This is a genomic window from Paenibacillus sp. B01 (assembly GCF_009649995.1).
GTDB classification, from domain to species: Bacteria; Bacillota; Bacilli; order Paenibacillales; family Paenibacillaceae; genus Paenibacillus_O; species Paenibacillus_O pasadenensis.
This window is the reverse complement of the sequence record NZ_CP045802.1, coordinates 1,530,774-1,554,992: the sequence shown is the minus strand read 5'-3', so window position 1 is coordinate 1,554,992 and position 24,219 is coordinate 1,530,774. Positions and strand designations below refer to the sequence as shown.

Annotated in this window: 25 protein-coding genes; all 25 read right to left on the bottom strand. The window is 57.3% G+C overall.

Annotated features, from left to right (window positions below; translation table 11 throughout):
* Positions 1-648: 648 nt before the first annotated feature.
* Positions 649-1,464, bottom strand: coding sequence for an ABC transporter permease (locus GE073_RS06680; protein WP_153783113.1), 816 nt, complete (start codon positions 1,462-1,464; stop codon positions 649-651).
* Entirely contained in the window at positions 1,457-2,419 is a 963-nt protein-coding gene (locus GE073_RS06675) for an ABC transporter ATP-binding protein (RefSeq protein ID WP_043112008.1), read from the bottom strand. The genes GE073_RS06680 and GE073_RS06675 overlap by 8 nt, the downstream gene beginning before the upstream one ends.
* A 305-nt stretch (positions 2,420-2,724) precedes the next feature.
* Complete coding sequence (locus GE073_RS06670; protein ID WP_153783112.1) at positions 2,725-2,982, bottom strand: hypothetical protein; 258 nt, start codon at positions 2,980-2,982, stop codon at positions 2,725-2,727.
* Positions 2,983-3,082: 100 nt separating this feature from the next.
* Positions 3,083-3,316 carry a hypothetical protein gene (locus GE073_RS25345; RefSeq protein ID WP_127464560.1) on the bottom strand — a complete coding sequence of 78 codons (234 nt, stop codon included), beginning with the start codon at positions 3,314-3,316 and terminating at the stop codon, positions 3,083-3,085.
* 338 nt (positions 3,317-3,654) lie between these two features.
* Positions 3,655-4,158 (bottom strand): DUF1854 domain-containing protein, encoded by a 504-nt coding sequence (locus tag GE073_RS06660; RefSeq protein ID WP_052333631.1) that lies wholly within the window; start codon positions 4,156-4,158, stop codon positions 3,655-3,657.
* Positions 4,158-6,587, bottom strand: a complete 2,430-nt coding sequence (locus GE073_RS06655) for an ABC transporter ATP-binding protein (RefSeq protein ID WP_228551330.1) — start codon at positions 6,585-6,587, stop codon at positions 4,158-4,160. The genes GE073_RS06660 and GE073_RS06655 overlap by 1 nt, the downstream gene beginning before the upstream one ends.
* Before the next feature lie 1,152 nt (positions 6,588-7,739).
* Positions 7,740-8,552 (bottom strand): S24/S26 family peptidase, encoded by an 813-nt coding sequence (locus GE073_RS06650; RefSeq protein ID WP_101808730.1) that lies wholly within the window; start codon positions 8,550-8,552, stop codon positions 7,740-7,742.
* A complete protein-coding gene (locus tag GE073_RS06645) occupies positions 8,545-8,823 on the bottom strand; it encodes a PqqD family protein (protein ID WP_028600625.1) in 279 nt (92 codons plus the stop codon). The genes GE073_RS06650 and GE073_RS06645 overlap by 8 nt, the downstream gene beginning before the upstream one ends.
* The gene (locus GE073_RS06640; RefSeq protein ID WP_153783111.1) at positions 8,820-9,704 is read right to left on the bottom strand and encodes a hypothetical protein; all 885 of its coding nucleotides are present in this window, start codon (positions 9,702-9,704) and stop codon (positions 8,820-8,822) included. Before GE073_RS06640 ends, GE073_RS06645 begins: the two co-directional genes overlap by 4 nt.
* Positions 9,705-9,999: 295 nt before the next feature.
* The gene (locus GE073_RS06635; RefSeq protein WP_028600463.1) at positions 10,000-10,215 is read right to left on the bottom strand and encodes a hypothetical protein; all 216 of its coding nucleotides are present in this window, start codon (positions 10,213-10,215) and stop codon (positions 10,000-10,002) included.
* 33 nt (positions 10,216-10,248) lie between these two features.
* The gene (locus GE073_RS06630; protein WP_153783110.1) at positions 10,249-10,464 is read right to left on the bottom strand and encodes a hypothetical protein; all 216 of its coding nucleotides are present in this window, start codon (positions 10,462-10,464) and stop codon (positions 10,249-10,251) included.
* A gap of 34 nt (positions 10,465-10,498) precedes the next feature.
* Positions 10,499-10,705: a hypothetical protein gene (locus GE073_RS06625; RefSeq protein ID WP_028600461.1), complete on the bottom strand. Its 207-nt coding sequence runs from the start codon at positions 10,703-10,705 to the stop codon at positions 10,499-10,501.
* Between the two features lie 52 nt (positions 10,706-10,757).
* On the bottom strand, positions 10,758-11,255 hold the full coding sequence (locus GE073_RS06620; RefSeq protein WP_101808726.1) for a hypothetical protein: 498 nt from the start codon (positions 11,253-11,255) through the stop codon (positions 10,758-10,760).
* Between the two features lie 28 nt (positions 11,256-11,283).
* A complete protein-coding gene (locus GE073_RS06615) occupies positions 11,284-11,970 on the bottom strand; it encodes a VanZ family protein (RefSeq protein ID WP_153783109.1) in 687 nt (228 codons plus the stop codon).
* Between the two features lie 42 nt (positions 11,971-12,012).
* On the bottom strand, positions 12,013-12,957 hold the full coding sequence (locus GE073_RS06610; protein ID WP_153783108.1) for an LCP family glycopolymer transferase: 945 nt from the start codon (positions 12,955-12,957) through the stop codon (positions 12,013-12,015).
* Positions 12,954-14,102 carry a nucleotidyltransferase domain-containing protein gene (locus GE073_RS06605; protein WP_153783107.1) on the bottom strand — a complete coding sequence of 383 codons (1,149 nt, stop codon included), beginning with the start codon at positions 14,100-14,102 and terminating at the stop codon, positions 12,954-12,956. The genes GE073_RS06610 and GE073_RS06605 overlap by 4 nt, the downstream gene beginning before the upstream one ends.
* Before the next feature lie 40 nt (positions 14,103-14,142).
* Entirely contained in the window at positions 14,143-15,480 is a 1,338-nt protein-coding gene (locus GE073_RS06600; RefSeq protein WP_153783106.1) for a UDP-glucose dehydrogenase family protein, read from the bottom strand.
* Positions 15,481-15,495: 15 nt separating this feature from the next.
* On the bottom strand, positions 15,496-16,869 hold the full coding sequence (locus GE073_RS06595; RefSeq protein ID WP_153783105.1) for a sugar phosphate nucleotidyltransferase: 1,374 nt from the start codon (positions 16,867-16,869) through the stop codon (positions 15,496-15,498).
* Positions 16,835-17,731, bottom strand: a complete 897-nt coding sequence (gene rfbD / locus GE073_RS06590; RefSeq protein WP_153783104.1) for a dTDP-4-dehydrorhamnose reductase — start codon at positions 17,729-17,731, stop codon at positions 16,835-16,837. Before rfbD ends, GE073_RS06595 begins: the two co-directional genes overlap by 35 nt.
* The gene (gene rfbB, locus GE073_RS06585) at positions 17,724-18,743 is read right to left on the bottom strand and encodes a dTDP-glucose 4,6-dehydratase (RefSeq protein ID WP_153783103.1); all 1,020 of its coding nucleotides are present in this window, start codon (positions 18,741-18,743) and stop codon (positions 17,724-17,726) included. Before rfbB ends, rfbD begins: the two co-directional genes overlap by 8 nt.
* A 20-nt stretch (positions 18,744-18,763) precedes the next feature.
* Entirely contained in the window at positions 18,764-19,309 is a 546-nt protein-coding gene (rfbC, locus tag GE073_RS06580) for a dTDP-4-dehydrorhamnose 3,5-epimerase (protein ID WP_153783102.1), read from the bottom strand.
* 12 nt (positions 19,310-19,321) lie between these two features.
* Positions 19,322-20,071: a sugar phosphate nucleotidyltransferase gene (locus GE073_RS06575; RefSeq protein ID WP_153783101.1), complete on the bottom strand. Its 750-nt coding sequence runs from the start codon at positions 20,069-20,071 to the stop codon at positions 19,322-19,324.
* The gene (locus GE073_RS06570; protein ID WP_153783100.1) at positions 20,068-21,318 is read right to left on the bottom strand and encodes a glycosyltransferase; all 1,251 of its coding nucleotides are present in this window, start codon (positions 21,316-21,318) and stop codon (positions 20,068-20,070) included. Before GE073_RS06570 ends, GE073_RS06575 begins: the two co-directional genes overlap by 4 nt.
* Complete coding sequence (gene murJ, locus GE073_RS06565) at positions 21,311-22,864, bottom strand: murein biosynthesis integral membrane protein MurJ (protein WP_153783099.1); 1,554 nt, start codon at positions 22,862-22,864, stop codon at positions 21,311-21,313. The genes GE073_RS06570 and murJ overlap by 8 nt, the downstream gene beginning before the upstream one ends.
* Positions 22,857-24,206: an O-antigen ligase family protein gene (locus GE073_RS06560; RefSeq protein ID WP_153783098.1), complete on the bottom strand. Its 1,350-nt coding sequence runs from the start codon at positions 24,204-24,206 to the stop codon at positions 22,857-22,859. The genes murJ and GE073_RS06560 overlap by 8 nt, the downstream gene beginning before the upstream one ends.
* Between the last annotated feature and the right edge of the window lie 13 nt (positions 24,207-24,219).

The window sequence follows — 24,219 nt, the reverse complement described above, 5'->3', positions numbered from 1 at the left end:
GTCGAAGGATCGCGGCTGCCGCTTGCACCGACTGGATCGCCGTCGCCGCTCCTTCCGCCCCTGCCGCCTGCACCGACTGGATCGCCCCGCCCCTGTAGCTTACACCGACTTAATCACCGTTGCCGCTCCTTCCGCCCCTGCCGCTTGCAACGAACGGCCGCTCCTACTCGCACCGAGCCACCGAGCTAACGATACTCAGCGACGCTATTCCGCTCCAAACGACGCTCTGCATTTTCTAGCGATACTCACAAGCGCTATTGAGCCTCCGACGGCGAAAAAACATGGTTTCAGCACCCAATAGCGTTCCTCAGTATCGTTACGATTTTCAATCGCCTCTTTTCAGGACGAATAGCGTCCTGCAGTATCGTTAGCGCACCGCAAGCGAACGAAAAAAGCCCCACGCTCGAAATCGAGCGTGGGGCTGTGCCTAAGATCAAGCTCGCCAGCGTGAGCGTGCATCCACGCCTGGCGGTCAGCCGCCGGCGCGGCCTCACAGATGCGCCAGCCATGCAAAGCCTCTGCGCATCAGCACACGCAGCAGCCTGCACACGCCGTCTGGGCGCATTTTACATCCCTCTGCGCATCGTCGTGTATGCACAGTGCTTGGGAGCAGGGCCCTGCGCGGAGCCTAAGCGGCTCCGTCGCCGCTTAGGCCGCGACGTCCCGCTTCGTGAATACGAACCAGGACAGCGCCATGAAGACGAGGTAGTAGCCGGCGAGCACGGCCAGCGAGAAGCCGAGCGTCATCGGAGAGCCGGAATGGAGCTCTCCGCTCGCGCCGCCGCTGCCGATGTAGCGCGTCAGGTTGAGGTGCTGGAACAGCACGTAGTCCACCCACGGCTTGTCCACGAGCCGCAGCAGCTGCGACAGCGTCGCGCCCATGAGCAGCAGGAACAGCGACAGTCCGATCGACAACGCGCTGCTGCGGAATACCGCCGAGATCATGAAGGCGAGCGTGACGCCTACGGCCGCGGAGATCAGCTCGAGCAGGAAGTACTGATGATAGTACGACCATGCCGACAGGCCCGGGTCGAGGACGCCGAACGCCTTTTCAGCTGAGACGCCCCGCTCGTAGCCGAACACCGCCGAGTTGATCAGCAGCACGGACAGATAGACGACCAGCAGCGTGAACATCACGAAGATCAGCACGGAGACGTACTTGGAGAGAAGCACCTTGGAGCGCGTCCACGGCCGGATCAGCAGCAGCTTGATCGTGCCGCCGGTGAATTCGCCGGCGACGCTGTCGGCGGCGATGATGACGCTGAAAATGTTGGCCAGCGGCACGAGCAGCATGAGCATGACGCTCGTCATCGACCACATCTCCAGCGGAGAGCTGGAGGAAGCCGAGGCGATGAGCGCGATCGCCGCCGCCAGCAGCGCCAGCAGGCCGAGCATGATCCATGCCCGCGGGCGCCGGTAGATCTTCATGTTCTCGTTCGCGACGAGAGCTGCAAAATCAAACAACCGATTCCCCTCCCGTCACTTCCAGGAATTGCTCTTCCAGCGTCTTGCCGGCGGAGCGGATGCCGTACACAAGGATGCCGCCGCGCACGAGCAGCGCGTTGATCTCGGCGACGTCGGCGCGGCGGGCGTCCAGCAGGATCGCCCCTGCCTCGCTCCGCACCTGCACCTGCGCCGGCACTCCGTCCGCCGTCCGGATGGCGTCCCGGATCAGCGCGGCCGCCTCGTCCGGACGGTCAACCTCGAACAGCATCTGCACCGGCATGCGGATGCCGGCCGCATCGGCCTCCTCGCCGCCGCGCAGGCGGCGGACGTCGATCAGCCGTCCCGCCTGGATGATCGCCGCCTGATCGCACATCAGCTCCATCTCCGACAGGAGATGGCTGGAGACGAACACGGTCGTTCCCTCCTCCGCCGCCAGCCGGCGCAAGTAATCGCGCAGCTCGCGGATGCCCGCGGGATCGAGCCCGTTTGTCGGCTCGTCCAGAATGAGCAGCGAAGGCTTGTGCAGCAGCGCCTGAGCGACGCCGAGCCGCTGCCTCATCCCGAGCGAGTAGGTCTTGACCTTGTCCTCGATGCGCTTGTCCAGGCCGGCGAGGCGGATGACCTCGTCGATGCGGTTGCGGCTGATGCCCGGCACCATGCGCGCATAGTGCAGCAGGTTCTGGTAGCCGGTCAGATATTTGTACATCTCCGGATTCTCCACGATCGCTCCGACATGGCGGATCGCCTTTTCGTAGTCGGTGCGGATGCTGGAGCCGCCGATCACGATGTCTCCCTCCGACATGCGCATCAGGCCGACCATCATGCGGATCGTCGTCGTCTTGCCCGAACCGTTCGGACCGAGAAATCCAAATACTTCGCCTTGCGGAAGCTCGAGCGACAGATTGTCGATGATCGTCTTGCCGCCGATCCGCTTCGTCACTTGCTTCAATTGAACGATAGGCTGGCTCAGCATGGTTGACCTCCCTCCGTTTCCATCCATATCCAGCCTATTATAGCCTATCCGCGCTCCGGTTGGAAACCGCGCCTGCATCCGCGGCAGCGAGCCTTTTTTTTGGCGAAGGCTGTTTCAGAACGGATCCTTCCCGGTTAAGAAGAAAAGGATCCGCCGCTCCTTCCTGCTTCTCGCCGTGCGGATCGCGGCTCTGAAGCAGAATCTAGTCTCCTCGGCCGTCTTTTCCGACAAAAAAAAGCATCCCGCCCATGTCCTAGGCCGGAATGCCTGAAGCGATTCGCAAGTGTGTCGTTGTTCCAGCTCGCTCAGGCGCTTAGGATCGAGCAGCCGTACAGCAGGCTGGACGGAGATGAGCTTGGTCCCGGGTCAGATCCGGATCCCCCAGGGGAAGTCGATAGGCCGGAGCTGGAAGCTTGCTTCGCATCGCGGCAGGACGTGCAGCTGCCAAGCGGATAGGACGCCTGATAGAATCCGGTCTGGAACAGCTTGTCCGCCGCTTCGAGGCGAAGCAGCTGCCCGCAGCATAGACAATGGAACATCTGCCAGTTCGCTTTCATGTCCATCTTATCACTCCTCAGACTGGAATGGTCTTGCCCCCTTCTCCTTACCCGAGCTTACCAGATACGAAACGTATCCCGATTTCGTTTATTCATCCGGCAACCGTCAAGCCGAGATCGAATAGTGGGCGAAGCGCGAATGCGCGATGTCGCGAGCTCCAGGGGCTTGTCCGTCCCGGTCGGCCGCAGCGCCTCCCTCTGCCTGATCCTCGCAGGCTTTGCAGCAGCCGAGCCGGTAGTCGACGCGATAAAAGCCCGTCCGGAACAGCACCGACGCCTCGGCGCCCGGAAGCTGACGGTCGCAGCTGAGGCAATGGAATTGATCGTTGAATCTCATCATGAATCCCCCTTTGGGTTGTCGTTCTGCTCCTCTGCAAGCAAGCCGCGGTATGGAAGCGAGAGCAGCATGAGCCCCCTCGAGCGTTTTGGTTGTTACGATCTGTATCAACACCTCTTTAATTTATTGCAATTCTCTTCATTCGTCAAGACAGTAGAGGACCCGATTCCGCAGAAAGTTGTCGAAATTCGCTGGATCGTTATGTATCCGCTTACATTTTCGACCAAAGAAGAAGAATTCCTTCTTTATTTAGCGATATTTTAAAAAAATCCGGCTTTCGCTTGAAAGCCGGATTTCGCTGCCGCCGCGTATCGAACCGCCGATGTCGGCCTTGACGCCAGTCAGCCGATCTTTTCCCACTGATCCCGGCTTCGCTGGTCCATGCGGTCGAGGTTGGACAGCTCGAACCGCCGTCCATCGTCGTCGGTCACGATCCAGCGCCCGTCCGCCAGGCTGTGGATGCCTTCGTGCAGGATGCTCATATGCAGCATGCTCGGACCGTAGTCGGTCTCGACCGACCAGATCCACTCCGGCCCCTTCTTGCGGATGGAGACGATGCGCTCGATGCGCGGAATCGTATACTCCCGCTCGAGCTCCATGACGGCCGCGATGCGGCTCTCCTCCTCGAGCTGATCCAGGCTCGGCAGCAGCAGCAGCTCCTTGCCCGTATCGGCGGTACGCACCGAGATGAGCCGATCCGGCAGCGAGTACGGAAAGCAGCGCACGAGCTTGACGCGGCCCATCGGCTCGCCGCCGAGCACGGCCTTGAGATAGCCTTCGCGGCTGTGGTACAGCATCACCTCGTAAGGCTTCGAGCGGTTCATGAACACCAGGTTGCCGTTCATCATCCCACCTCCGATTCGGTCATCTGCTTCTGCGACTCGACGAGCCGCCAGTACGTGCCCTTGCTGCGGTACAGCTCGTCATGCGTGCCGGTCTCGGCGATGCGGCCCTGCTCCAGCACGATCAGCCGGTCGGCGCCGCGCAGCGTCGAGAGCCGGTGGGCGATGGCGATCGTCGTGCGTCCTTTGACCAGGCGGGCCAGAGCCTCCTGGATGGCGCGCTCCGTCTCCGTATCGACCGAGGCGGTCGCCTCGTCGAGGATGAGGATCTCGGGATCGAGCAGCACGGCGCGGGCGATTGCGATCCGCTGCTTTTCGCCGCCGGAGAGGCGGTGTCCGCGCTCCCCGACCTGCGTCTCGTAGCCTTCCGGCAAGCCGCAGATGAAGCCGTGCGCCCCCGCCGTGCGCGCCGCTTCGATGATGCTCTCGGGCGACGCGTCCTTTCTGCCGTAGGCGATGTTCTGGGCGATCGTACCGTCGAACAGGAACGTCTCCTGCAGCACGACGCCGATGCGCGCGCGCAGGCTTTCCTGGGCGATGTCCCGCAGGTCGATGCCGTCCAGGCGGATGCTGCCGGCATCCGGGTCGTAGAACCGGCAGACGAGATTGATGAGCGTCGACTTGCCGGCGCCGCTCGGACCGACGAGGCCGATCATCTCGCCGGGGCGGATCGTCAGGTTCAGGTCCTTCAGCACGGCGCGGCTCTTGTCGTAGCCGTAGCGGACGCCTTCGAAGCGGATCTCGCCCTGCGCGCTCTCGAGCTGCACCGCATCCGGGCGGTCCGGCGTGTCGCTCTTCGCATCCATCAGCTCGAAGATGCGCTCGGCCGAGCCCATCACCCGGTTGATCATGTTGAGCGAGGCGCCGAACGCCTGCAGCGGACCGAAGAACATGACCAGATACGACGCATAGGCGGTCAGCGATCCGAGCGTCATGCCGCCGCCGAGCACCGACTTGCCGCCGGCGTACCAGACGAGCAGGCCGAACGCCGCGATGACGAGCGAGAACAGCGGCGAGACGCTCATCCACAGGTTGCCCATCGAGATCATGCGCTTCACGAGCGTATCGTTCGCCTGCGCGAAGCGCTGCTTTTCACGCCGCTCCTGGGCGAACGCCTTGATGACGCGGATGCCCTGCAGCGACTCGCCGATGACGTTGTTGACGTTCATGACGCTCATCCACTGCGAGTACCACAGGATGCGGATGCGCGGCCAGATCCAGAGGAAGCCGAGCGCCAGGAACGGCACCGGAATGAGGATCATCCACGTCAGCGGCGCGTTGAGGTAGAACAGCAGGCCGAGCACGCCGACCGCGAGCAGCACCTGCGAGAGGAACTGGATGAAGCCTTCGGTGAGGAACTGCTTGAGCTCCTCCGTGTCGTTCTGCACGCGGCTGATGAACTGCGACACCTGCCTGCGGTCGAAATAGCTCATCGACAGCTTCAGGATCGCGTCGAACGCATGCTTGCGGATGTCGCCCATCAGCCTGCCGCCGAAGCGCAGGCCGATGAAGCTGCGGGCCATCGAGACGCCCGTGCCGATCAGATGCACGGCCGCCATGGCGACGATGAGCCAGAGCAGCGCGCTGCGGCTGCCGCCTTCGGTGAAGTTGTCGATGAGCAGCTTCATCAGATAGGTCGGGATGAGCTCGAAGGCGATGCTGAAGAGCAGCAGGACGCCGCTGGCGATCATCAGCCGGCGATGCGGCTGAGCGTACGCCAGGATGCGGCGGACCATGAGGTATTTGTTGCTGCAGCGGAGGCACTTGGTGCGCCGGTGCCAAAGGCGCTTGCCGCAGACGCGGCAAGCGCGGGAGGGCTCGGCCGCGCCCTGCGGCTCGGCCGAGACGGCTGCGCCGCGCGGGGCGGCGGCTTGCGCCGCGCCTCTGCGCACGCGCGGCGGGAGCTTTTGGGGCGCGCCGGCTTGCGGCGCGGCGTGGGGCTCGCGCCCGGAGGGCGCGGAGGGGCTCGCGCCGGCAGCGTCGCTGCCCGGCGCGGGAGGCTGCGGAGCCGCTCCCCCGGGAACCGGGAGCGGCTCCTCGAGCCATGCGGCGATGCGCGGCATGGCGATGCGGTACGCTTCCAGATGCGGAAGCGTGAAGCGCGCCCCCTCGCGCATGCCGTCGCGTGTCAGCAGGACGAGCGCGCCTCCTGCGACGCCTTCCCGCAGCTCGATCTCGTCGATCGTGCCTTTCGGGAAGCGCCGCTGCAGACGGCCCTGCTCGTCGATCACCGCCGCTTCGCGGTCGGTGAACACGAGCTCATAGCGCTGGAACTGCCGCGCTTCGTTGATGTCCGCGCCAAGCCGCAGCCAGCCATCGGCCAGCCGCTGCCTCAGCGCCGCAGCCGCTCCATCGCCTCCCGTTCGCTCACCATCCGTCGGCTCGACCGCCTTACGTCTGCCGCCGCCTCTGCCTGCCTTGCCGTACGCCATGCCCTCCGCCTCCTTGCTGTCCTAAGTCGCTAGTGTTGGTGCTAGCGCTGCTTGCTAGCGCTCCGTGCTAGCGTTGCTTGCTAGCGTTGCTTGCTAGCGCTGCTTGCTAGCGTTGCGTGCTAGCGCTGCTTGCTAGCGTTCCGTGCTAGTCAGACCGTCGCTCCGCTGGCACTGCACGCCCCCTCTCATCACCGCCACGCTACTTCGCTTGCTCCTTGCTCTGCCCAGCGGCTAGCATTCCTCCGCTATCGCCTCGCTGATGCCACGATACCTCGCGTTCAGACCTGCAACCCGACATTTTCGGGTTGCAGCCCCCGATTCGCGCCTCCGGGCTCCTGCAACCCGATTTTTTCGGGTTACAGCCTCCGATTCGCTCCTCCGGGCTCCTGTAACCCGACATTTTCGGGTTGCAGCCTCTGACTCGATCCTCCGGGCTCCTGCAACCCGACATTTTCGGGTTGCAGCCCCCGATTCGCTCCTCCGCACTCCTGCAACCCGATTTTTTCGGGTTACAGCCTGTGACTCGCTCCTCCGGGCTCCTGCAACCCGATTTTTTCGACTTAATGCCCTTCGGGAGCCCGCGTTAGAGCACATTAGCTCGATTTTTTCGAGTTAATACCTGCTGGATGCCCAACTCGAACCCTACTAACTCGATTTCTTCGACTTAATGCCTCCTGGGACGCCCCTATTCGAGCCGAGTTACTCGGTTTCTCCGCGCAACTCCGACGCTGGCGCATCTGTTCGAGCCGAGTTACTCGGGTTTTCCGAGTAACTCCGACGCTGGGGCATCTGTTCGTGCCGAGTTACTCGGTTTCTCCGCGCAACTCCGACACTGAGGCTCCTGTTCGAGCCGAGTTACTCGGTTTCTCCGCGCAACTCCGTCGCTGCCGCATCTGTTCGAGCCGAGTTACTCGGGTTTTCCGCGCAACTCCGGCGCTGAGGCCCCTGTTCGAGCCGAGTTACTCGGTTTCTCCGCGTAACTCCGACGCTGGGGCTCCTGTTCGAGCCAAGTTACTCGGTTTCTCCGCGCAACTCCGACGCTGGGGCATCTGTTCGAGCAGACTAACCCGGGTCTTCCGAGCAACTTGGGCGCTTGGACTCTCGTTCGAGCCTATTCGCTCGTCCCGTCCGCGCATCGGCGCGCTGTCTTCGTCAACGCGAAGCCGCGCGGTACATCGGCTTGCGGGACATGCTCCAGGTGCCGAGCTTGCGCGTAAATTTGCGCGTCAACGGATAGTGCAGCACGAGCCAGCGCAGCAGCCGCGCCTGCCAATGCTTCGGCGTGATCCACTTGCCGCCGAATTCAGCGGCACGGCTGCCCGTGCCTGATGGCGCCGCTCCTGCCGCCCCAACCGCGGCTACCGCTCCCTTCGCGGCCCTTGCGCCATCCGCATAGGCCTCCGATTCCGCGGATCTCGCCGCACCAGCCCCAACCGCGGCTACCGCTCCCTTCGCGGCCCTTGCGTCATCCGCATCGGCCTCCGACTCTGCGGATCTCGCCGTACCAGCCCCAACCGCAGCTCCCGCTCCCTCCGCGGCCCTTGCGCCAGCGGCATCGGCCGCCGCCTCCTTCGCCGCGCCAGCCCCAGCTGCCGCGATCCTCGCCACGCCCGCTCCTCCGCCGCGCCGAGCTCGGCGGACGCCGGTCCAGAGGCCGAGGATCGCCTCGGGGCCGACCGGGTCGTCGGCGACATAACTCGTGTCCCCGCGGAACACGTACTGACGGCCGGCGCCCTCGCCGCGGATCTCGACCAGGCGATGCCCGGTCAGGATGCCGCTGCCGCTTACGAACAAGCATACATCCCCTACCTCCAGGTCCCGCGCGCGGACGCGCACGAAGCGGCTTGCGTCGCCTTCCCGGATTAAGGGATACATGCTCATGCCGAAGGAGGTCAGCTCCATGGCGCCGCGCTTTTGAATCAAGGCGGCCACCATGGGGGCCAGGTTGCCCGCCGGACTATTCATGCACGATCAGCCCTACGCGGATGAGCTCCGCTACATACGCCTCCACGTCGGCCTGCACCTGCAGCGGATCCGCCGCATACTCCGAGGCGACGCGCTCCGTCAGCTGCGAGATGGTCGGGCATGCCTCGAGCAGCTCCCATATGTAGCCGCCCATCTCGTTCACCTTCGTGATCGAGTGGCTTTCCAGATCGAGCAGCACCCATTCGCCGTCGAGCTCCGCCGTTTCGATCGATTCCTGCCGCTTCAGGAGCTGATTTGCCAGCACTGTCATGAGATGACCTCCCAGAATGAATCGTTTTTTTGAAAATGCAGCTCATACGCCGGCACGCGCTGCACGACCTCGCGGCAGACCGCGATCATCTTGGCCGTCTCCGGCTTGCTGTGCTTCCAATAGAACACCTTGTCCATGAGGCCGATCAGCGCCTCGACCTTGCCCACCGGCTCTCGCCGCACTTCCTCCGCCTGCACGAGAAAATGAACGCCGCCGAGCGGACTGGCATCGGCCTCGCCGCGCTCTTCGTTCTCGCTGCGCAGCGGCGAGTCGTGGATCGTCACGCCGCCGTCCGCATCCAGCAGCAGCAGCGTCGCCTCGTCCGACAGAATCGGCCGCGGCGCCGACAGCTCGGCCGCCGTCGATTTGCCCGCTCCGCTATGCCCGACGAACATCCACGCCTTGCCGCCGTCCACGACGCAGGAGCTATGCACGAGCAGCCCCTCGCGGCGATGGATCAGCCATGCGCTGTACCAGTTGATGAGCGCATGCTTCAGAGCCAGATCGTCGAATACTTGCAGCTTCACGCTCGAATAGTCCGCCGACGTCTCCATCCGGTAATCCTTGCGCGAGTACACGACCGTGTCGCCGTCCGCTTCGATCTCGACCGGACCCTCGTCGTACATCGAGCCGTAAAAATCCGTTATGTACAGCACCGCCTTGGCCCCTGCCGCTTCCGTCGATGCCAACGCCGCCACCACTTCGCTCTCGCTCGCTTCACCCGCAGCCGCCTCGACTGCCGCCTCGCCGCTCCCGACCGGCAGCGCCGCCAGCTCGTCCCGATCCTCCGGGAACCTCGCGGCGATCCATTCCTTCAGATGCTCGGTCTGCACTTCGAACCGGATGCGATGGTGGCCTACTTTTGCTTGATATAGATACATATTGTATCACCCCATATGTGACAATTCGCCGCAACGCCGACCCGAGAGAGGGGAACGGCCATAGGCCCGTTCCCCTCTTCGAGTCTGCCTGCGCTTGCTCGGCGGCAGCTTCCCGCCATCCTGCACGCTTCGACCTCGCTCCGCCCGCCTTGCAGCGGGCTTGCACGCTTCGACCTCGCTCCGCTCGCCTTGCGTCGAGCCTGCACGCTTCGACCTCGCTCCGCCCGCCTTGCGGCGGGCTTGCACGCTTCCAATCGCTCCGCACGCCTCCACGCTCGTCCGCCTGCAACGGCGCCTACTTGGCGCCGTCGTAGCGGTCCAGGTAGCCGAGCGGCTTCGTTCCGCAGCCGCATGGACCTCCCGGTCCGCCCGGCCCGTAGAACAGCCGGCAGATGAACGGCGCGAAGTTCTGGCTTTTGCACCATTTGTAGAAAAAATTATTGCTGATGTTGACCGTGCCGAACTCGACCGACTGATGGCCGAGCACGGCAGGAGCGCAATACGGCTTCATCGACACCCACCTCATCCGGATATGCTGAGTCTGCTACTTCTTCGGCGTCCAGCCTTCCAGATGGTCAAGCGGCGCCGAGAAGCCTTTTCCTCCGCTCGGGCCGATGTTGCCATAGAACAGCCGGCAGATGAACGGTTTGAAGTTGTAGCACTTGCACCACTGATAGAAGAAATTATTGCTGATATTGACGGTGCCGAACTCAACCGCCTGATGGACGAGCACTCTAGGTGCGGAATAGGTCTTGATCACGCTGCTTCACCTCGTTTTCAGCCGGGACTGGCCGTCACTTCGGCGTTCCCTTGATGCCGGAGAAAGGCTCGTTGAAGCCGTGTCCCCCGCCTACGCTCCCAGAACCAAAGAACAGCCTGCAGATGAACGGCCGGAAGTTGAACTGCTTGCACCAGCGATAGAAGAAATTGTTGCTGATGTTCACGGTGCCGAATTCGACCTGTTCGTGCATGATGACTTTGGGCGGGTTGTAAGCCTTCATGGAAACCACCTCGCTTTCTTCAATTTACGATACATTTTGTATCATGTCAAGGTTATTCCTTGTCGGATTCCCCTTGATATGACCAGAGGACCTTCCATTCACCGGACTCCTGCGCGACGAATACGTCCTGCCTGATCTCGAACGCCCCGAAGCTGCTGAGATACGTCATCGTGACCGGCACGGCGAACACCTCCTCCAGCAGAGGCTGGTCCCCACCCATCCGCCAAGCGCCGACTTCCTCAAGCTCGCCGAGCTCGAAGCCGAACGTATCGACGCCGAAGTCCTGCATGAACACATGGGCTCGCTTCTGGATATAGCTGTCCTTGGCGAAATGCTCCTTCATCTGAGAGTGGAACAGTTCCCAGGACCCTCCGAAGTTGCCCTCCCGCTCCATCGTGTAGAAATCCGACACGACTTCGCGGGCGCCCCCCGAATCGACGCCGCCTCCGAGCCATCCCGCAGCAGAGCGCACCGTCAGCCACAGCAGCGCGGCCAAGCAAGCCGCAAGCAGCAGTCCGCCAATCGGCAGCCTTCTCTTTCTCCGGAACATCCGCTCCCTCCTCGTCCCATAACGTGCCTTAGGATATGAGCCGGGACGAGCGGTTAGACCTGCGGAACGCCTTCGAGACCAGGTATAGAAGCACCACCCCGAGGCAGCCGCCGATCCAATCGATCAGCACGTCCTCGGGGTTGGGGGTACGCGATAGGGAAAATTGCTGGTTGTACTCGTCCAGGCATGCGATCAGCGCCGTCAGCGACAGCGCGATGAACGCCGACAAGCCGGGCGTCACGCGGTACAGCCGGGCGAGCGCCCAGGCCAGAGCCGCCAGCACGGCATAGACGAACAGATGGGCCGCTTTGCGGAACAGGAACTCGATTACGTCATACGGGTTGAACGAGGGCATGTACAGCTGCCCGTTGTAATGGAACGACATCGGAGGCAGCCACTTCTGCGCCGTCTCCGCATCCAGCTTGCGCTCCAGCGCAGGCTTGATCGACTGGGTCTGATACGACTGGCTGGAAAAAACGAAAATCAGCAGCAGCCACGACAGCAGGCAGCCCCACAAAAGGGCTCTTGTCCGGCTCCGGCGAGGCGGCATCGCCGCGCTTGGCGGAGCGGCGGGACGCCGTCCTGCCGCCACGGTCCCGCGTCCGGAGCCGGGAGCCGCTCCGATCCGGCCTGCCGATTCCGCCGCCGTGCCGCGTCCGGCCGCAGGCCGGTTCCGGGAGCCGCTCGCGGTCCCGTCCACGCTTTTGCTTGCCATGCGGCGCTCTCTCCTTCATGCCCGGTTCGGGCGATCCGCCCGTCAATGGAGCACGGGCTTGCTTTGCTGCTGATGCTCCTTGATCATCGCGTGGAGCCGATCCCGCTCCGCCCGATCAACGATATAGTAGTAGATGCCGCCGATGCGCGTGCCTTGGCCGCTGACCTCTTTTTGCGTGATCTTCTCGATCTTCGGCCGATAGTTCACCAGCAGGTCCTTCATCGTGTCGAACGAGATGTCCGTCTTCACGTTGCTGCCGATCTGCTCGAGCATGCCGCTCGCCTTGGTCAGGCTGCTGATCGTGAGCGCGTTTTTCATCACCTGCTGGATGATGTCGCGCTGGCGGTTCTGCCGGCCGAAGTCGCCCCGCGGATCGTCGTAGCGCATGCGCGAGTACAGCAGCGCCTGCTCACCGGTCAGCTTCAGCTTGCCTTTCTCGTACGTCTGGCCGTCGATCGTAAAGGCGAACGAATTGTCCACCTCGACGCCGCCGAGCAGGTCGACGATCTTCTCGAAGCCTTCCATGTTGACCTTCACGTAGTAGTCCACCGGATAGTCGAGGAAGCTCTCCACCGTCTGCACGGCCATGTTCACGCCGCCGAAGGCATACGCGTGGTTGATCTTGTCCTCCGTATCGCGGCCGATGATCGTCGTGCGCGTATCGCGCGGAATGCTGAGCATGAGCACGTCGCTCTTCTGCGGATTGACCGCGAGCAGCATCAGCGTGTCGGTGCGTCCGACGTCGTTCAGCCGCTCGTCCACGCCCATTACGAGCACCGTGAACGGCAGGTTGTCGGACGGCACCGCTTCTTCCTCGACGGCAGGATCCTTGCTCACGTAGACCGGCCGCTGCGTCGGCTCGTAGACCTTGTGGGCCGTGCCTTTGATCGAGCTGTAGAAATACCAGGCGAAGCCGCCGACCGACAGCGCCGCCACCAGCAGGATGGACAGGACGGCGATCAGCGCCCGTTTCTGAATCAGGCTCATGGGGTGTCAAGCTCCTTCGCGCCGGCGCGCGGCCTTCTGCTGAGCAGATGCTTCAGCCGCAGCCGGTAGATTCGGGTGTACAGGGACAGCAAAGAGCCGCCCTTATCCTCCCGGAACTGGGAGCGCGCGTAATCCGCGGGCGGCAGGAACAGATACTGGATATGGCGGAGCATCGCGGACGGCTTGTCGTACGTGACGAAGATCGAGGCGAAGCGGAACAGATAGTACCGCCGGCTTTTGATGCCGAGCCCGGCCTCGCGCAGGAGGCGCTCGCTCCAGAACGGCCAGCGGCGCCGGCGATCGAGCGGCTTCACCCACTGCAGCGACGGGCAGAGGCGGTAAACGAGCGACAGCACCGCCGTCAGCTTCGCCAGATTGCCGTCTCGCCGGGCCCTGGCGAGCAGCGACTCGTAGGACACCGTATCCCAGGTCCGGTCGATCACCTGCGCGATGTCCACGATGTACTTCAGCGACGACATATGATGGTTGAACGCATGCAGGCAGACGTGGTAGAGCGTGTCCTCGTCGTTCAGCTCGCGCAGGCACGGGCTGCCGTCCAGCGGAGCCGTGCGGCTCCACAGCGCCTCCACGTCCGTCTCATGCCCGTGCGAGCGGAGGAGGCTCCAGTGCAGCTCGACGGCCAGGAACGGGAACATCGGGTTGTCGTAGAACTTGTTGAACAGCAGGTGGAAATGATCGTCGTCCAGCTGCTCGCCGTCCTCGAACCCGAGCCGCCGAAGCAGCGCCGACGCGCGCTGCAGATCCTCGGGACGGACGAGCACGTCGAGATCCGTCGTCGGCCTCGCCGCGAAGTGGCCGAAGAAGCGCTCCGCCATGCGGATGCCCTTGAGCGGGACGAGCGGGATGCCCTCCTGCTCGAACGCGCGGAACAGCTTCTTCTGCTCGGCGCGGATCAGCATGTTTTGGAACAGGATGCGCTCGGACTCCGCCTTCAGCTCGGCCTGCAGCCAGGCGGGAGCTTCCTGGAGCAAGCCCCTTTCCTGAAGGAGATGGTAGAACTGGCTGCCGGTAAAGGAGTCGCGGATATCCGCCCAAGCCCGCCTCCAGCTCTCCTCCTCCCAAGGCTCGTTCTCGGATCGCTCATAGATCCGGTCCAGCAGCTGCATCGATTCGCTCGGCTTCAATGGAATCCTCGCCTCCTTTCCGGCGGCCAGCCGCCTCTTGCTAAAATTGCAGAGCGGGGCTCTGCTCGCGGACGCCCTTGCTCAGATTGGGACGGCCGACCGAGTAATAAACGAACGACGTGCCGGCGAGCTCCTCCTCCGTGAACTGGTTGCGGCCGTCGATCAGCACGGGACGGCGCAGCAGCGTCTCGAGCCGGGCGAGCGGGAACTCGCGGAACTCCTTCCACTCCGTCAGCAGGCAGAGGGCGTCCGCTCCTGCCGCCGCCTCCTCCGCGCTGGCGCAGTAGTCCACGCGAGGATGATCGAGCTGACGGCTGAAGTTGTCCTGCGCCACCGGATCGTAGGCGCGCACCCGGACGCCGGAGTCGACCAGCGTCTGGATGATCTCGAACGCCGGCGCGTCCCGCACGTCGTCCGTCTCCGGCTTGAACGCGAGGCCCCAGACGGCGACCGTCTTGTCGGCGAGCTCGCCGAGCGTCGCCTCCAGCTTGCGGATGACGCCGAACCGCTGATCGCGGTTCACCTCGACGACCGACTTGAGCAGCTTGAACTCATAGTCCACATGGCCCGCGATCTGGATGAGCGCCTCCGTATCCTTGGGGAAGCAGGAGCCGCCGTAGCCGATGCCGGCCTTGAGGAACGACGAGCCGATGCGCCGGTCATGTCCCATGCCCTCGGCGACGCGGGTCACGTCCGCGCCGACCTTCTCGCAGATGTTGGCGATCTCGTTGATGAAGCTGATCTTCGTCGCGAGGAACGCGTTGGAGGCGTACTTGATCATCTCCGCGCTGCGGATGTCCGTCAGCAGGATGTTGTCCGTCAGCGGACGGTGCAGGGCGCTCAGCCGCTCCCGCGCGATGCCGCTGTCCGTCCCGATCACGATCCGGTCCGGATTCAGCGTGTCGGCGATCGCCGAGCCCTCGCGCAGGAACTCCGGCACCGACGCGATGTCGAAGGAATGGATCGTATGCTCCGAGACGATCGCGCCGACCTTCTCGTTTGTGCCGACCGGCACCGTGCTTTTCGTCACGATGATCTTGTAGCCGTCGAGCGACTCGCCGATCTCCTTGGCCGCCTGCTTGATGTAGCTCAGATTGGCTTCGCCGCTCGGCAGCGACGGCGTGCCAACAGCCAGGATGACGATATCCGCCGCCCTCACCGCCGACGGCAGGTCCGTCGTGAAGCGAAGCCGTCCCGCCGCCGCGTTGGAGGCGATCAGCTCCTTCAGGCCCGGCTCGTAGATCGGCACCTCTCCCGCCTGCAGCTTGGCGATCTTGTCCTCGAGCTTGTCGACGCAGATCACGTCGTTGCCCAGCTCGGCGAAGCATACTCCCGACACCAGACCGACATAGCCGGTCCCGATCACAGCAAGTTTCATCTCTCTATCCGCTCCTTATCCGATAGGCTGCACGTAGCTCATAATGTCTTCCCAGTGCAGGCAGAGCCGCACGATGTCTTCCTCCACCAGCTCCGAGCCGCTCTGCACCTCGATGATCTCCAGCTCGCGGACGGCGCGGACGCTGTGCAGCATGCCGGCCGGCACGAGCACGACATCGCCCGGCAGCAGCCGCTGCTGCTTGCCGTCCAGGATCAGCTCGCCTTCTCCGGACGTCACCGTCCATACCTCGCTGCGCCGCTGATGGTACTGATAGCTGAGGTTCTTGCCGGCCGCGATGCGGATCCGCTTCGTCAGCACCTCCCGCCCGTCGTCGTACTTCACATAGTCGACGACCTTGTACGAGCCCCAGCGGCGCTCCTCGAACATCGGGCGCTGCTCGAGGCTGCCGTTCACGTCCTTGATGCGGGAGCTGGCCGCCTTCTCCGAGACAAGGATGCCGTCGGGGCTGGCCGCGACGACGAGGCCCGACACGCCCATCACCGTAATCGGGATGTCCAGCTCGTTGATCAGATGCGTATCGCGGCAGTCCTCGGTGACGATGCCTTTGCCGACGACCGTCTCCGTCATCTCGCCCGTCAGCATGTTCCATGTGCCGAGATCGCGCCACACGCCGCTGTACGGCGTGACCACCAGCCGCTTCAAGTTCTCCACGACCTCATAGTCGAAGCTGTTCTTGGGCAGCCTGCGGTACTGCTTCACCATCTCGTCGTACTGGATCGGCAGGTTCATCGAGATGAGCAGGTTGATCATGAGATCCAGCCGGAACGCAAAAACCCCGCAGTTCCAAAGCGCCCCCAGCTCCATGAGAGCCAGCGCTTCTTCCCTTCGGGGTTTTTCCTTGAAGCTATTCACTTGTCTAAGGCCGAGCGGCATGGGGGCGGCGGTCGGGACGATATAACCGAAGCTTTCCGATGGATGATCCGGCACGACTCCGATCAGCGCCAGCTCGGCATCCGACGCGGCCACCGCTGGCTCCAGCGACTTGACGACATCGAAGAAGGCGTCGTCCACATACGGATCGACCGGCATGATTGCGATGATCTCATCCAGGGGCACTCCGGCAATCGAGTACAGATAAGTCGCCGCGAGCGCGATCGCCGGGAAGGTGTCTCTTCGTTCCGGCTCCACGATGATCGGCACCTCATGCCCGAGCTGGCTTTGCAGCACCTCGACCTGCGAGCGGCTGGTCGCGATGTAGCTGCCGTTTGCCAGTCCCGCTTGCTCCAGCTGCCGCCATACTCGCTGGACCATCGACTCGGCCGCTCCGTCCTCCCTCTTCAGCAGCGGCAGGAATTGCTTCGACCGGAGATCGTTGGACAGCGGCCAGAGGCGCTTACCGGAGCCCCCGGATAGCAATATAGTTTTCATGGTCAACCTCCTCGGATTCCAGTCGTACAAATTCCTTCAGGCCTTCCCTCCAATGCCGCATGCCAGGAAATCCATTCTCTCTAAGCGCTCGCTGCTCAAGCACCGAATAAGCCGGGCGCCGAGCCGGACGGATGAACTGCTCGCTGGACACCGGCTTAAGCTCAACCTTCAGCCCTGCTTCCTCGAAGATCGCTTGCGCGAATTCATGCCACGAGCAGACGCCTGAGTTCGCGACATGATAGATGCCGTATCTCTCCGTCTCGACCAACTGCAGGATGCAAGCGGCCAGATCCCGAGTAAACGTCGGGCTGCCGACTTGGTCGTCCACGACCGAGAGCGGCTTGCCCTGACGAGCAAGATTGAGCATCGTTTTGACGAAGTTGGCTCCATGAAGTCCATACACCCAAGAGGTCCGGACAATGAAGCAGCGGCTGGAATGAGCCTGTGACTTCTCCTCGCCATTCAGCTTGGAAGCTCCGTAGACGTTGACCGGATTCGTCGCGGCAGATTCGGGGATCGGCTGGGAGGCGGTGCCGTCGAACACGTAATCGGTGCTCACATAGACCAGCTTCGCGCCGATGCGTTCCGCCGCTGCCGCGATGTAGCCCGCGCCATTCCCGTTTGCCTGGTGCGCGACGTCGGGCTCCGATTCGGCTTGATCGACTTTGGTATAAGCTCCGCTATGGATGATGATGTCCGGCTTCAAGAGGGACACGATCTGGTCCACCTCTTCCCGCTTCGAAAAGTCCAGTTCGGAGCGGGTCAGCCCGAACGTCTCGTATCCTTCTTCATTCAGCAAAAAAACCAGATCTCGGCCGAGCTGGCCTCCTGCCCCGGTTACGATGACCTTCCGCTTATCCATGGACCGGCTGCCTGAAGCGGTTGTCATAAGCGTTCCGGTACTCGCCGGATTGGATGTCCCGCCACCAGGATTCGTTACCAAGATACCAGTCGATCGTCTCGACGATGCCGGTCTCGAACGTATGCTTCGGCTTCCAGCCGAGCTCGGACTCTAGCTTGGCCGGATCGATCGCGTAGCGGCGGTCATGTCCCAGGCGATCCTCCACATAGCGGATCAGCTCCTTGGATTTGCCGAGACGCTCCAGGATCAGCTCGACAATCTGGATATTGGTCCGCTCGTTATGCCCGCCGATGTTGTAGACTTCGCCGGGTTTGCCTTGATGGAGCACCAGATCGATCGCCGCCGCATGATCGCGCACATGCAGCCAGTCGCGCACGTTCAGCCCGTCGCCATAGACCGGGAGCGGCTGTTCATCCAGCGCATGCGTAATCATGAGCGGGATCAGCTTCTCCGGGAAATGGTAAGGGCCGTAGTTGTTCGAGCAGCGGGTGATGTTCACGTTCATGCCGTAGGTTTCATGGTAGGCGCGAACGAGCAGGTCAGCTCCGGCCTTGCTGGAGGAATACGGACTGTTCGGAGCAAGCGGAGTCTCTTCGGTGAAGTAGCCCGTCGCCCCAAGAGACCCATATACCTCATCCGTCGAAATCTGGATGTATTTCTGAATGCCGTAGGCTCGGGCAGCCTCCAGCAGCACCTGCGTGCCCGAGATATTCGTCGTGACGAAAATGCCGGGATCGCTGATGCTGCGATCCACATGGGACTCAGCGGCGAAGTTGATGATCGCGTCGATCGCGTGGTTGCGGAGGAGGTGGCGAACCAGCGCCTCGTTGCAGATGTCGCCTTTGACGAAGTGATAGCCGCTGTCGTTCTCCAAATCCTTCAGATTATCCAGATTCCCCGCGTAGGTGAGCTTGTCGAGGTTCACAATCGTGTACTCCGGATGCTCTTCCTTCATATGCCGAATAAAGTTGCTGCCGATGAAGCCGGCGCCACCCGTTACCAGTAGGTTCATCTCTCTACATCTCCTTGGGGTCAAAAATGATGTTCCGCTTCCTGCAGGCCGGGATGCTGCCGATCCTTGTCGGACAGGACCACACGCTGTGTCGGCCAGTCAATGCCAAGCTCAGGATCATCCCAGCGGATGCCGCGGTCATGCTCTTTGGAGTAGTATTCATCCACCTTGTACATGACCTGTGTATGGGCTGCGAGCGTGCAGAAGCCATGGGCGAAGCCCTTCGGCACGAGCAGCTGGCGCTTGTTCGACTCGCTCAAGATGAAGCCTTGCCACTGGCCGAACGTCGGCGACTGCCGACGCAGATCAACGACCACATCATAGATAGCTCCGCTTACGCATCGGACCAGCTTGGTCTGTGCCTTGGGAGCGAGCTGATAGTGCAGGCCGCGCAGCGTGCCGGCTTCCTGAGACAGGGAATGATTGTCTTGGATGAAAGCATGCTCGATTCCGGCTTCCCGGAATTTCTGCTCATTGTAGCTCTCCGTGAAAAAGCCCCGATTGTCGCCGAACACGTCGGTCTCTACAATCAGGACTCCGGGAAGCTTTGTCTCGATGAGATTCATGGGTCGGCTCCTTTATACCGTCGTGAGCTTGCGCCCGAAGTTCAGGTCGAACGCATCATGACGGACCAGCTCGTTCGCATTGGCCCAAGACTCATGCGTGCCCGCATCGGTCCACCAGCCGCTCAGCACATCGTACGTCAGCAATCCTTGCTGGATATAGGCGTTGTTGACGTCGGTGATTTCCAGTTCTCCGCGACCGGACGGCTTCAGCTCCTTGACGATGTCGAAGACGTTATTGTCGTACATATAGATGCCCGTGACCGCCATGCTGCTTTTCGGCTGCTTCGGCTTCTCCTCAATGGAAACGATGTGCGAGCCGTTCAGTTCGGCTACTCCGTACCGCTCCGGATCGTGAACTTCCTTCAGCAGAATCTTCGCTCCGTTGCCTTGTTTCTTGAAGTTGTCCACAAACGGCTTCATATCGTCCTGGAAAACGTTGTCCCCCAGAATGACCGCCATCGGATCATAACCGATGAAGCTCCGTGCCAGGCCAAGCGCTTGCGCGATGCCCCCAGCCTGATCCTGGACTTTATAGGAGAAGCTCACGCCGAACTCGTATCCGCTGCCTAAAAGATTAACGACATCGCCCATATGGTCACGTCCCGTGACAATGAGGATGTCGTCAATTCCAGCCGCTTTAAGTTTGTAGATCGAATGGTAGATCATCGGATACTGCCCGACTGGAAGCAAGTGCTTGTTCGTCACCTTAGTCAATGGGTAAAGCCTGGAGCCGGTTCCTCCGGCGAGAATAATGCCTTTCATTTTTCAACACTCCTTAAAGGAACTAGTGGATATGGTTGCCCTATACTCGTTTGCAGACTCGTGTTCTCATCAATAATCTTCTCCATTTTGTCAACTTTCGTACTCCAAGTATTTTCTTTAGCTAACTTTACTCGTATTTGCAATTGATCGTGATTACTTTGATTATTTAGGTGGACATTCACCAGTTCTCGAAATTCATTGAAAGTTTCAGCATAAACTCGGTATTGGGAGAACTTTTTTAATGTAGGCAAACCTAAAGTTACAACTGGTTTCCCTGTAGCTAAGTACTCGAAAAATTTCAATGGAAAACAACCTTTGGTATACTCATTTTCATTATATGGAATTAGACAAACGTCAAAAGCTGCTATATAGTTTGGCAGAACCTCATAATCGCGCGGACCAAGAATAAATATATTCTCCACCTTTTTTAAATCATCCAAATTCGTTGATTTTTCAGCCTCGCTATGAGGACCAATAAGTACTACATTACAATCTTTTTTTTCTTGAGCCAGCCGAATGATTGCCGAATAATCAAGCTTATATTTATCTAGCGCCCCTATAAATCCTAGAATTGGTCCCGAAATTGATTTGATGTCCGAAGGGCGTTCCAGCTCTTCCGTTAATACACGATTAAAGTGATCAAATTCCGCTACATTTTCAAGTAAATACGTCTTATTATTTTGCATCTTCTTTAAATCATATAGAAACTCTGCACTTGTAAAGACCAAATCAGCTCTTCTTAATAGCTTATTCTCGCTCTCAATTATGCTTCCAAATTCTTCAGCATACCAAGGCTGTGCAGAATACTCATCAACACAATCATAAATTACTAACTTATGATCGATCCAATCGATAAAATCAACCGCATCTGGTGTATAAATCCACAAAATCGGTTTAGTAACATTCATTTTTTTTAGTTTCATTTTTAAATGAACAGCATTCAAGAAGTGAGAAATTCTTCTTATCTTAGGGTTCTTTAAAGGAAGAATTTTGATCATTGAACCAATCCATAATTGACCGAGCCTTTTTTCAAACTGAAAGATTCGTTTAAACCAAAGATGATTCTTTTGTTCTTTTTTGACTCCTAGAATCCATTTAGCTAATTGAATGAATGGATTTTTAAGTGGTTCAATATAATAAACTCTGTTCCCTCGTTTTTGTAATTCTGTCATAACTCTTTGCCTATTCGTTTGCGGTGCTTTATCAAATAAAGTCCCAGGGAAACAGACAATATCTAAATCACCCATTTAAAGATTCACGTCTCCTTCCTAGAACCTGAGTTGCTTTAAGAGCAACTCCTTTCGCAGTTTGTTCATTAAGTACATAGTTAACAAACAAATAAACTATTGACGAAAATAGAATCATTAAAAACAGCTTTAATATCATTGTAAAACTGCCATCGTGCTGGTTATAAATTTGATATTTAATCATTAAAAGACTAGCACATGCAACAGATGTACTAATAATGATCTTGTAAAATGAGTTCCAAAGATTTCTGAATGGGTTTATTCCATGCTTATATTTGAACCAAAAATAAAGAACTAAAATCGCAAAGTAGTTAGCAATAGCTGTTGCAATAGGCAACCCAGAAATTTTAAAAATCGGCACTAAAGTGAACGCTAAAAAAACATTCATAGTTACTAATATTAGTGTGCCGGTAAGTGGTCCTTTTGTATCCGACATTGAATACAACGCTTTATTTAATATCTCTCTAATACTGAGACCAATTAATATTAATATGGAGAATGTAAATGCGTATGATGTTAATTCGGTCGCTTGCTCATCAAATGCCCCTCTCCCAAAGAGTAATTTAATTATTGGATAACTAAGAATTGATAGAAAAAAACAAAGAGGGACCATAAGGAAAGATATCCCCCTTATTGAAGTACTGATTTGAGATACAAACTCGTCTTTTTTATGATCAGTCCATAGTTTGGAGAAAATCGGAAAAACAACAGTTGAAAGGGCCATAATTGTTGTACCTAGGATTAAGGTGTTAAGCTTTGTCGAATAGTTTAAAGCAGATATGCTTCCCGTCTCTAATCCTGAGGCTAGCATACGATCAACTGTAATATTGACTTGAATAATCAGAGAACCAGCTAATACAGGAAGTGAAAAAAGCAACAATTTCTTGTGTGCATCAAATAATTTAAAATTCCAAACAAATTTAAAATCATACTTTCTTAGGTACGGAATAAAAATTATTATTTGCAAAATAGATCCTGCAATTGTTCCTGCAATCAATGTTTTGACACCTAAATAGTTGTATCCAATTATAACGAACAAGATCATTGCAATACTTGTAGAGAACCCCATAATGGAGGCTCCGTTAAAGAAACCCTCGAACTGCAAAAATGCCATGATTAAGTAAGCAATACCGGAACAAATTATTATTGGCATCATAAGTTTCGTAAACATGTTTACGGCCTGAATCATTTCCATATTAAATCCGGGAGCAATTAGCTTGGTCAAAAGAGGTGAAAAAAGAATGAATAGAATTGTTAGCAACGAAAGCAATATTGTTAAAACAATCATAAGTGAACTTAAGAACGCGTTCCTCTTATGCTTAGACTCAAATCTGGATCCTGACATTACTGGAATCAATCCTGTTGATAACGCTGCTCCAATTCCATCAAATAATAATAATGGAATCATAGATGCAATTAAAAAAGCATCCAGTTCTTGAGATGTTCCAAAATAATATGCAATCACTACTTCTCTGATAAAACCAAACGCCTTACTGAGCAATGCAATAACAAAAAATATCCCCATACTTTTAAAAAGCCTATTCATTATTGTGCCCTACTCTACTTATGAGCACATTTGAAAATAGCGCAAATTCTATCCATACAAAGACATCCCTTGAATAAGAAAACATAGGGCTATCAATTTGACCGTGAATAAATGTGGTTATAATCATAAACAAAAAACCAATAATGATAACCCTCTTAATAGGATCATCATTATTTTTCAATCCCTTCTTGGCACTAATTAATACACTCAAAAATAACACCGAAAAATACAGCAATCCAACGACTCCAGTGAAAACCAAAATATCTAATAAGATATTATGCGATCTGGATAAGGAAACTACAGTTCTAAAATTCTGTTCATAATAATAAACAAAATCATTCAGTGGAATGCCAAATAAAAAATTCTCTTTAAAGATCTTTATGGACATTTCCCATAAATCAGTCCGAAAAAATAATGTAGACTCATCTGTAAATAATCGAGTTCTAATAGGTTCAATTACTAAGACAGAGATTGTTGTAAGAATACAGGCTATTATTACTGCAAAAAACTTTTTGTATAATAAGAGTACCATAAAGACTAGAATCACTATCGATGCCCATCCACCACGAGACAGAGATAAAAAAAGAACCGATGCAAAAAAAACAAGAACTAGCACTAGAGCTTTTCGGAATTGATCATTGTTATTTTTATTGGATTTCGATGTCAACACTAGTAACAATATGAATGGGATTATCTTTTCTAAATTCATAGCTAAGCCATTTCCTTGTCCTAATATTCCTCCAGCTAACCTATATTCAGAATCACCAACAAAATTAACAGAAGATTGGTTTAACACAAAGAATTCGAATAATGCATATCCACTAAATACAATTAGTGAAGTAACTATCGCATATAAAATATGAAGCCCGTACTTATTGTAATCCCTGTAGTAAATTCTGATATAAAAATATATAGCCACTGGTATTATGAACGCTTTGACATAGCCATTTAGCCAGCCTTCAAATCCGCCGACTTTATTTATTGCTGGCAGCAAACCAATAATTAGAAATGAAACTGATAGAAAATCGAACTTATTGAACTTCATAATAGCAGCATCATTTTTCATGAACAATTTAATAAAATAACAAATCAATAGGAAAGGTATACTTAGATTTAGCTCAAGATTTAGAAGAGTTATGTTAGCTGGTAAAGGTATCAGCACAAACAATATATAAAGATTTATCTTGTTATTATATGATTCCAAAATAAATAAAATGGTTATTATCGCCAACATAATAGCTATCGGAGTAACCATTACAGTTGTTGAAACAATCAAAGATATTCCCAATAAAATTCCGACATATCTTAAAAAGGATCTATTATCGATTTGGCTCATCCACATGTTAGGACTTCCC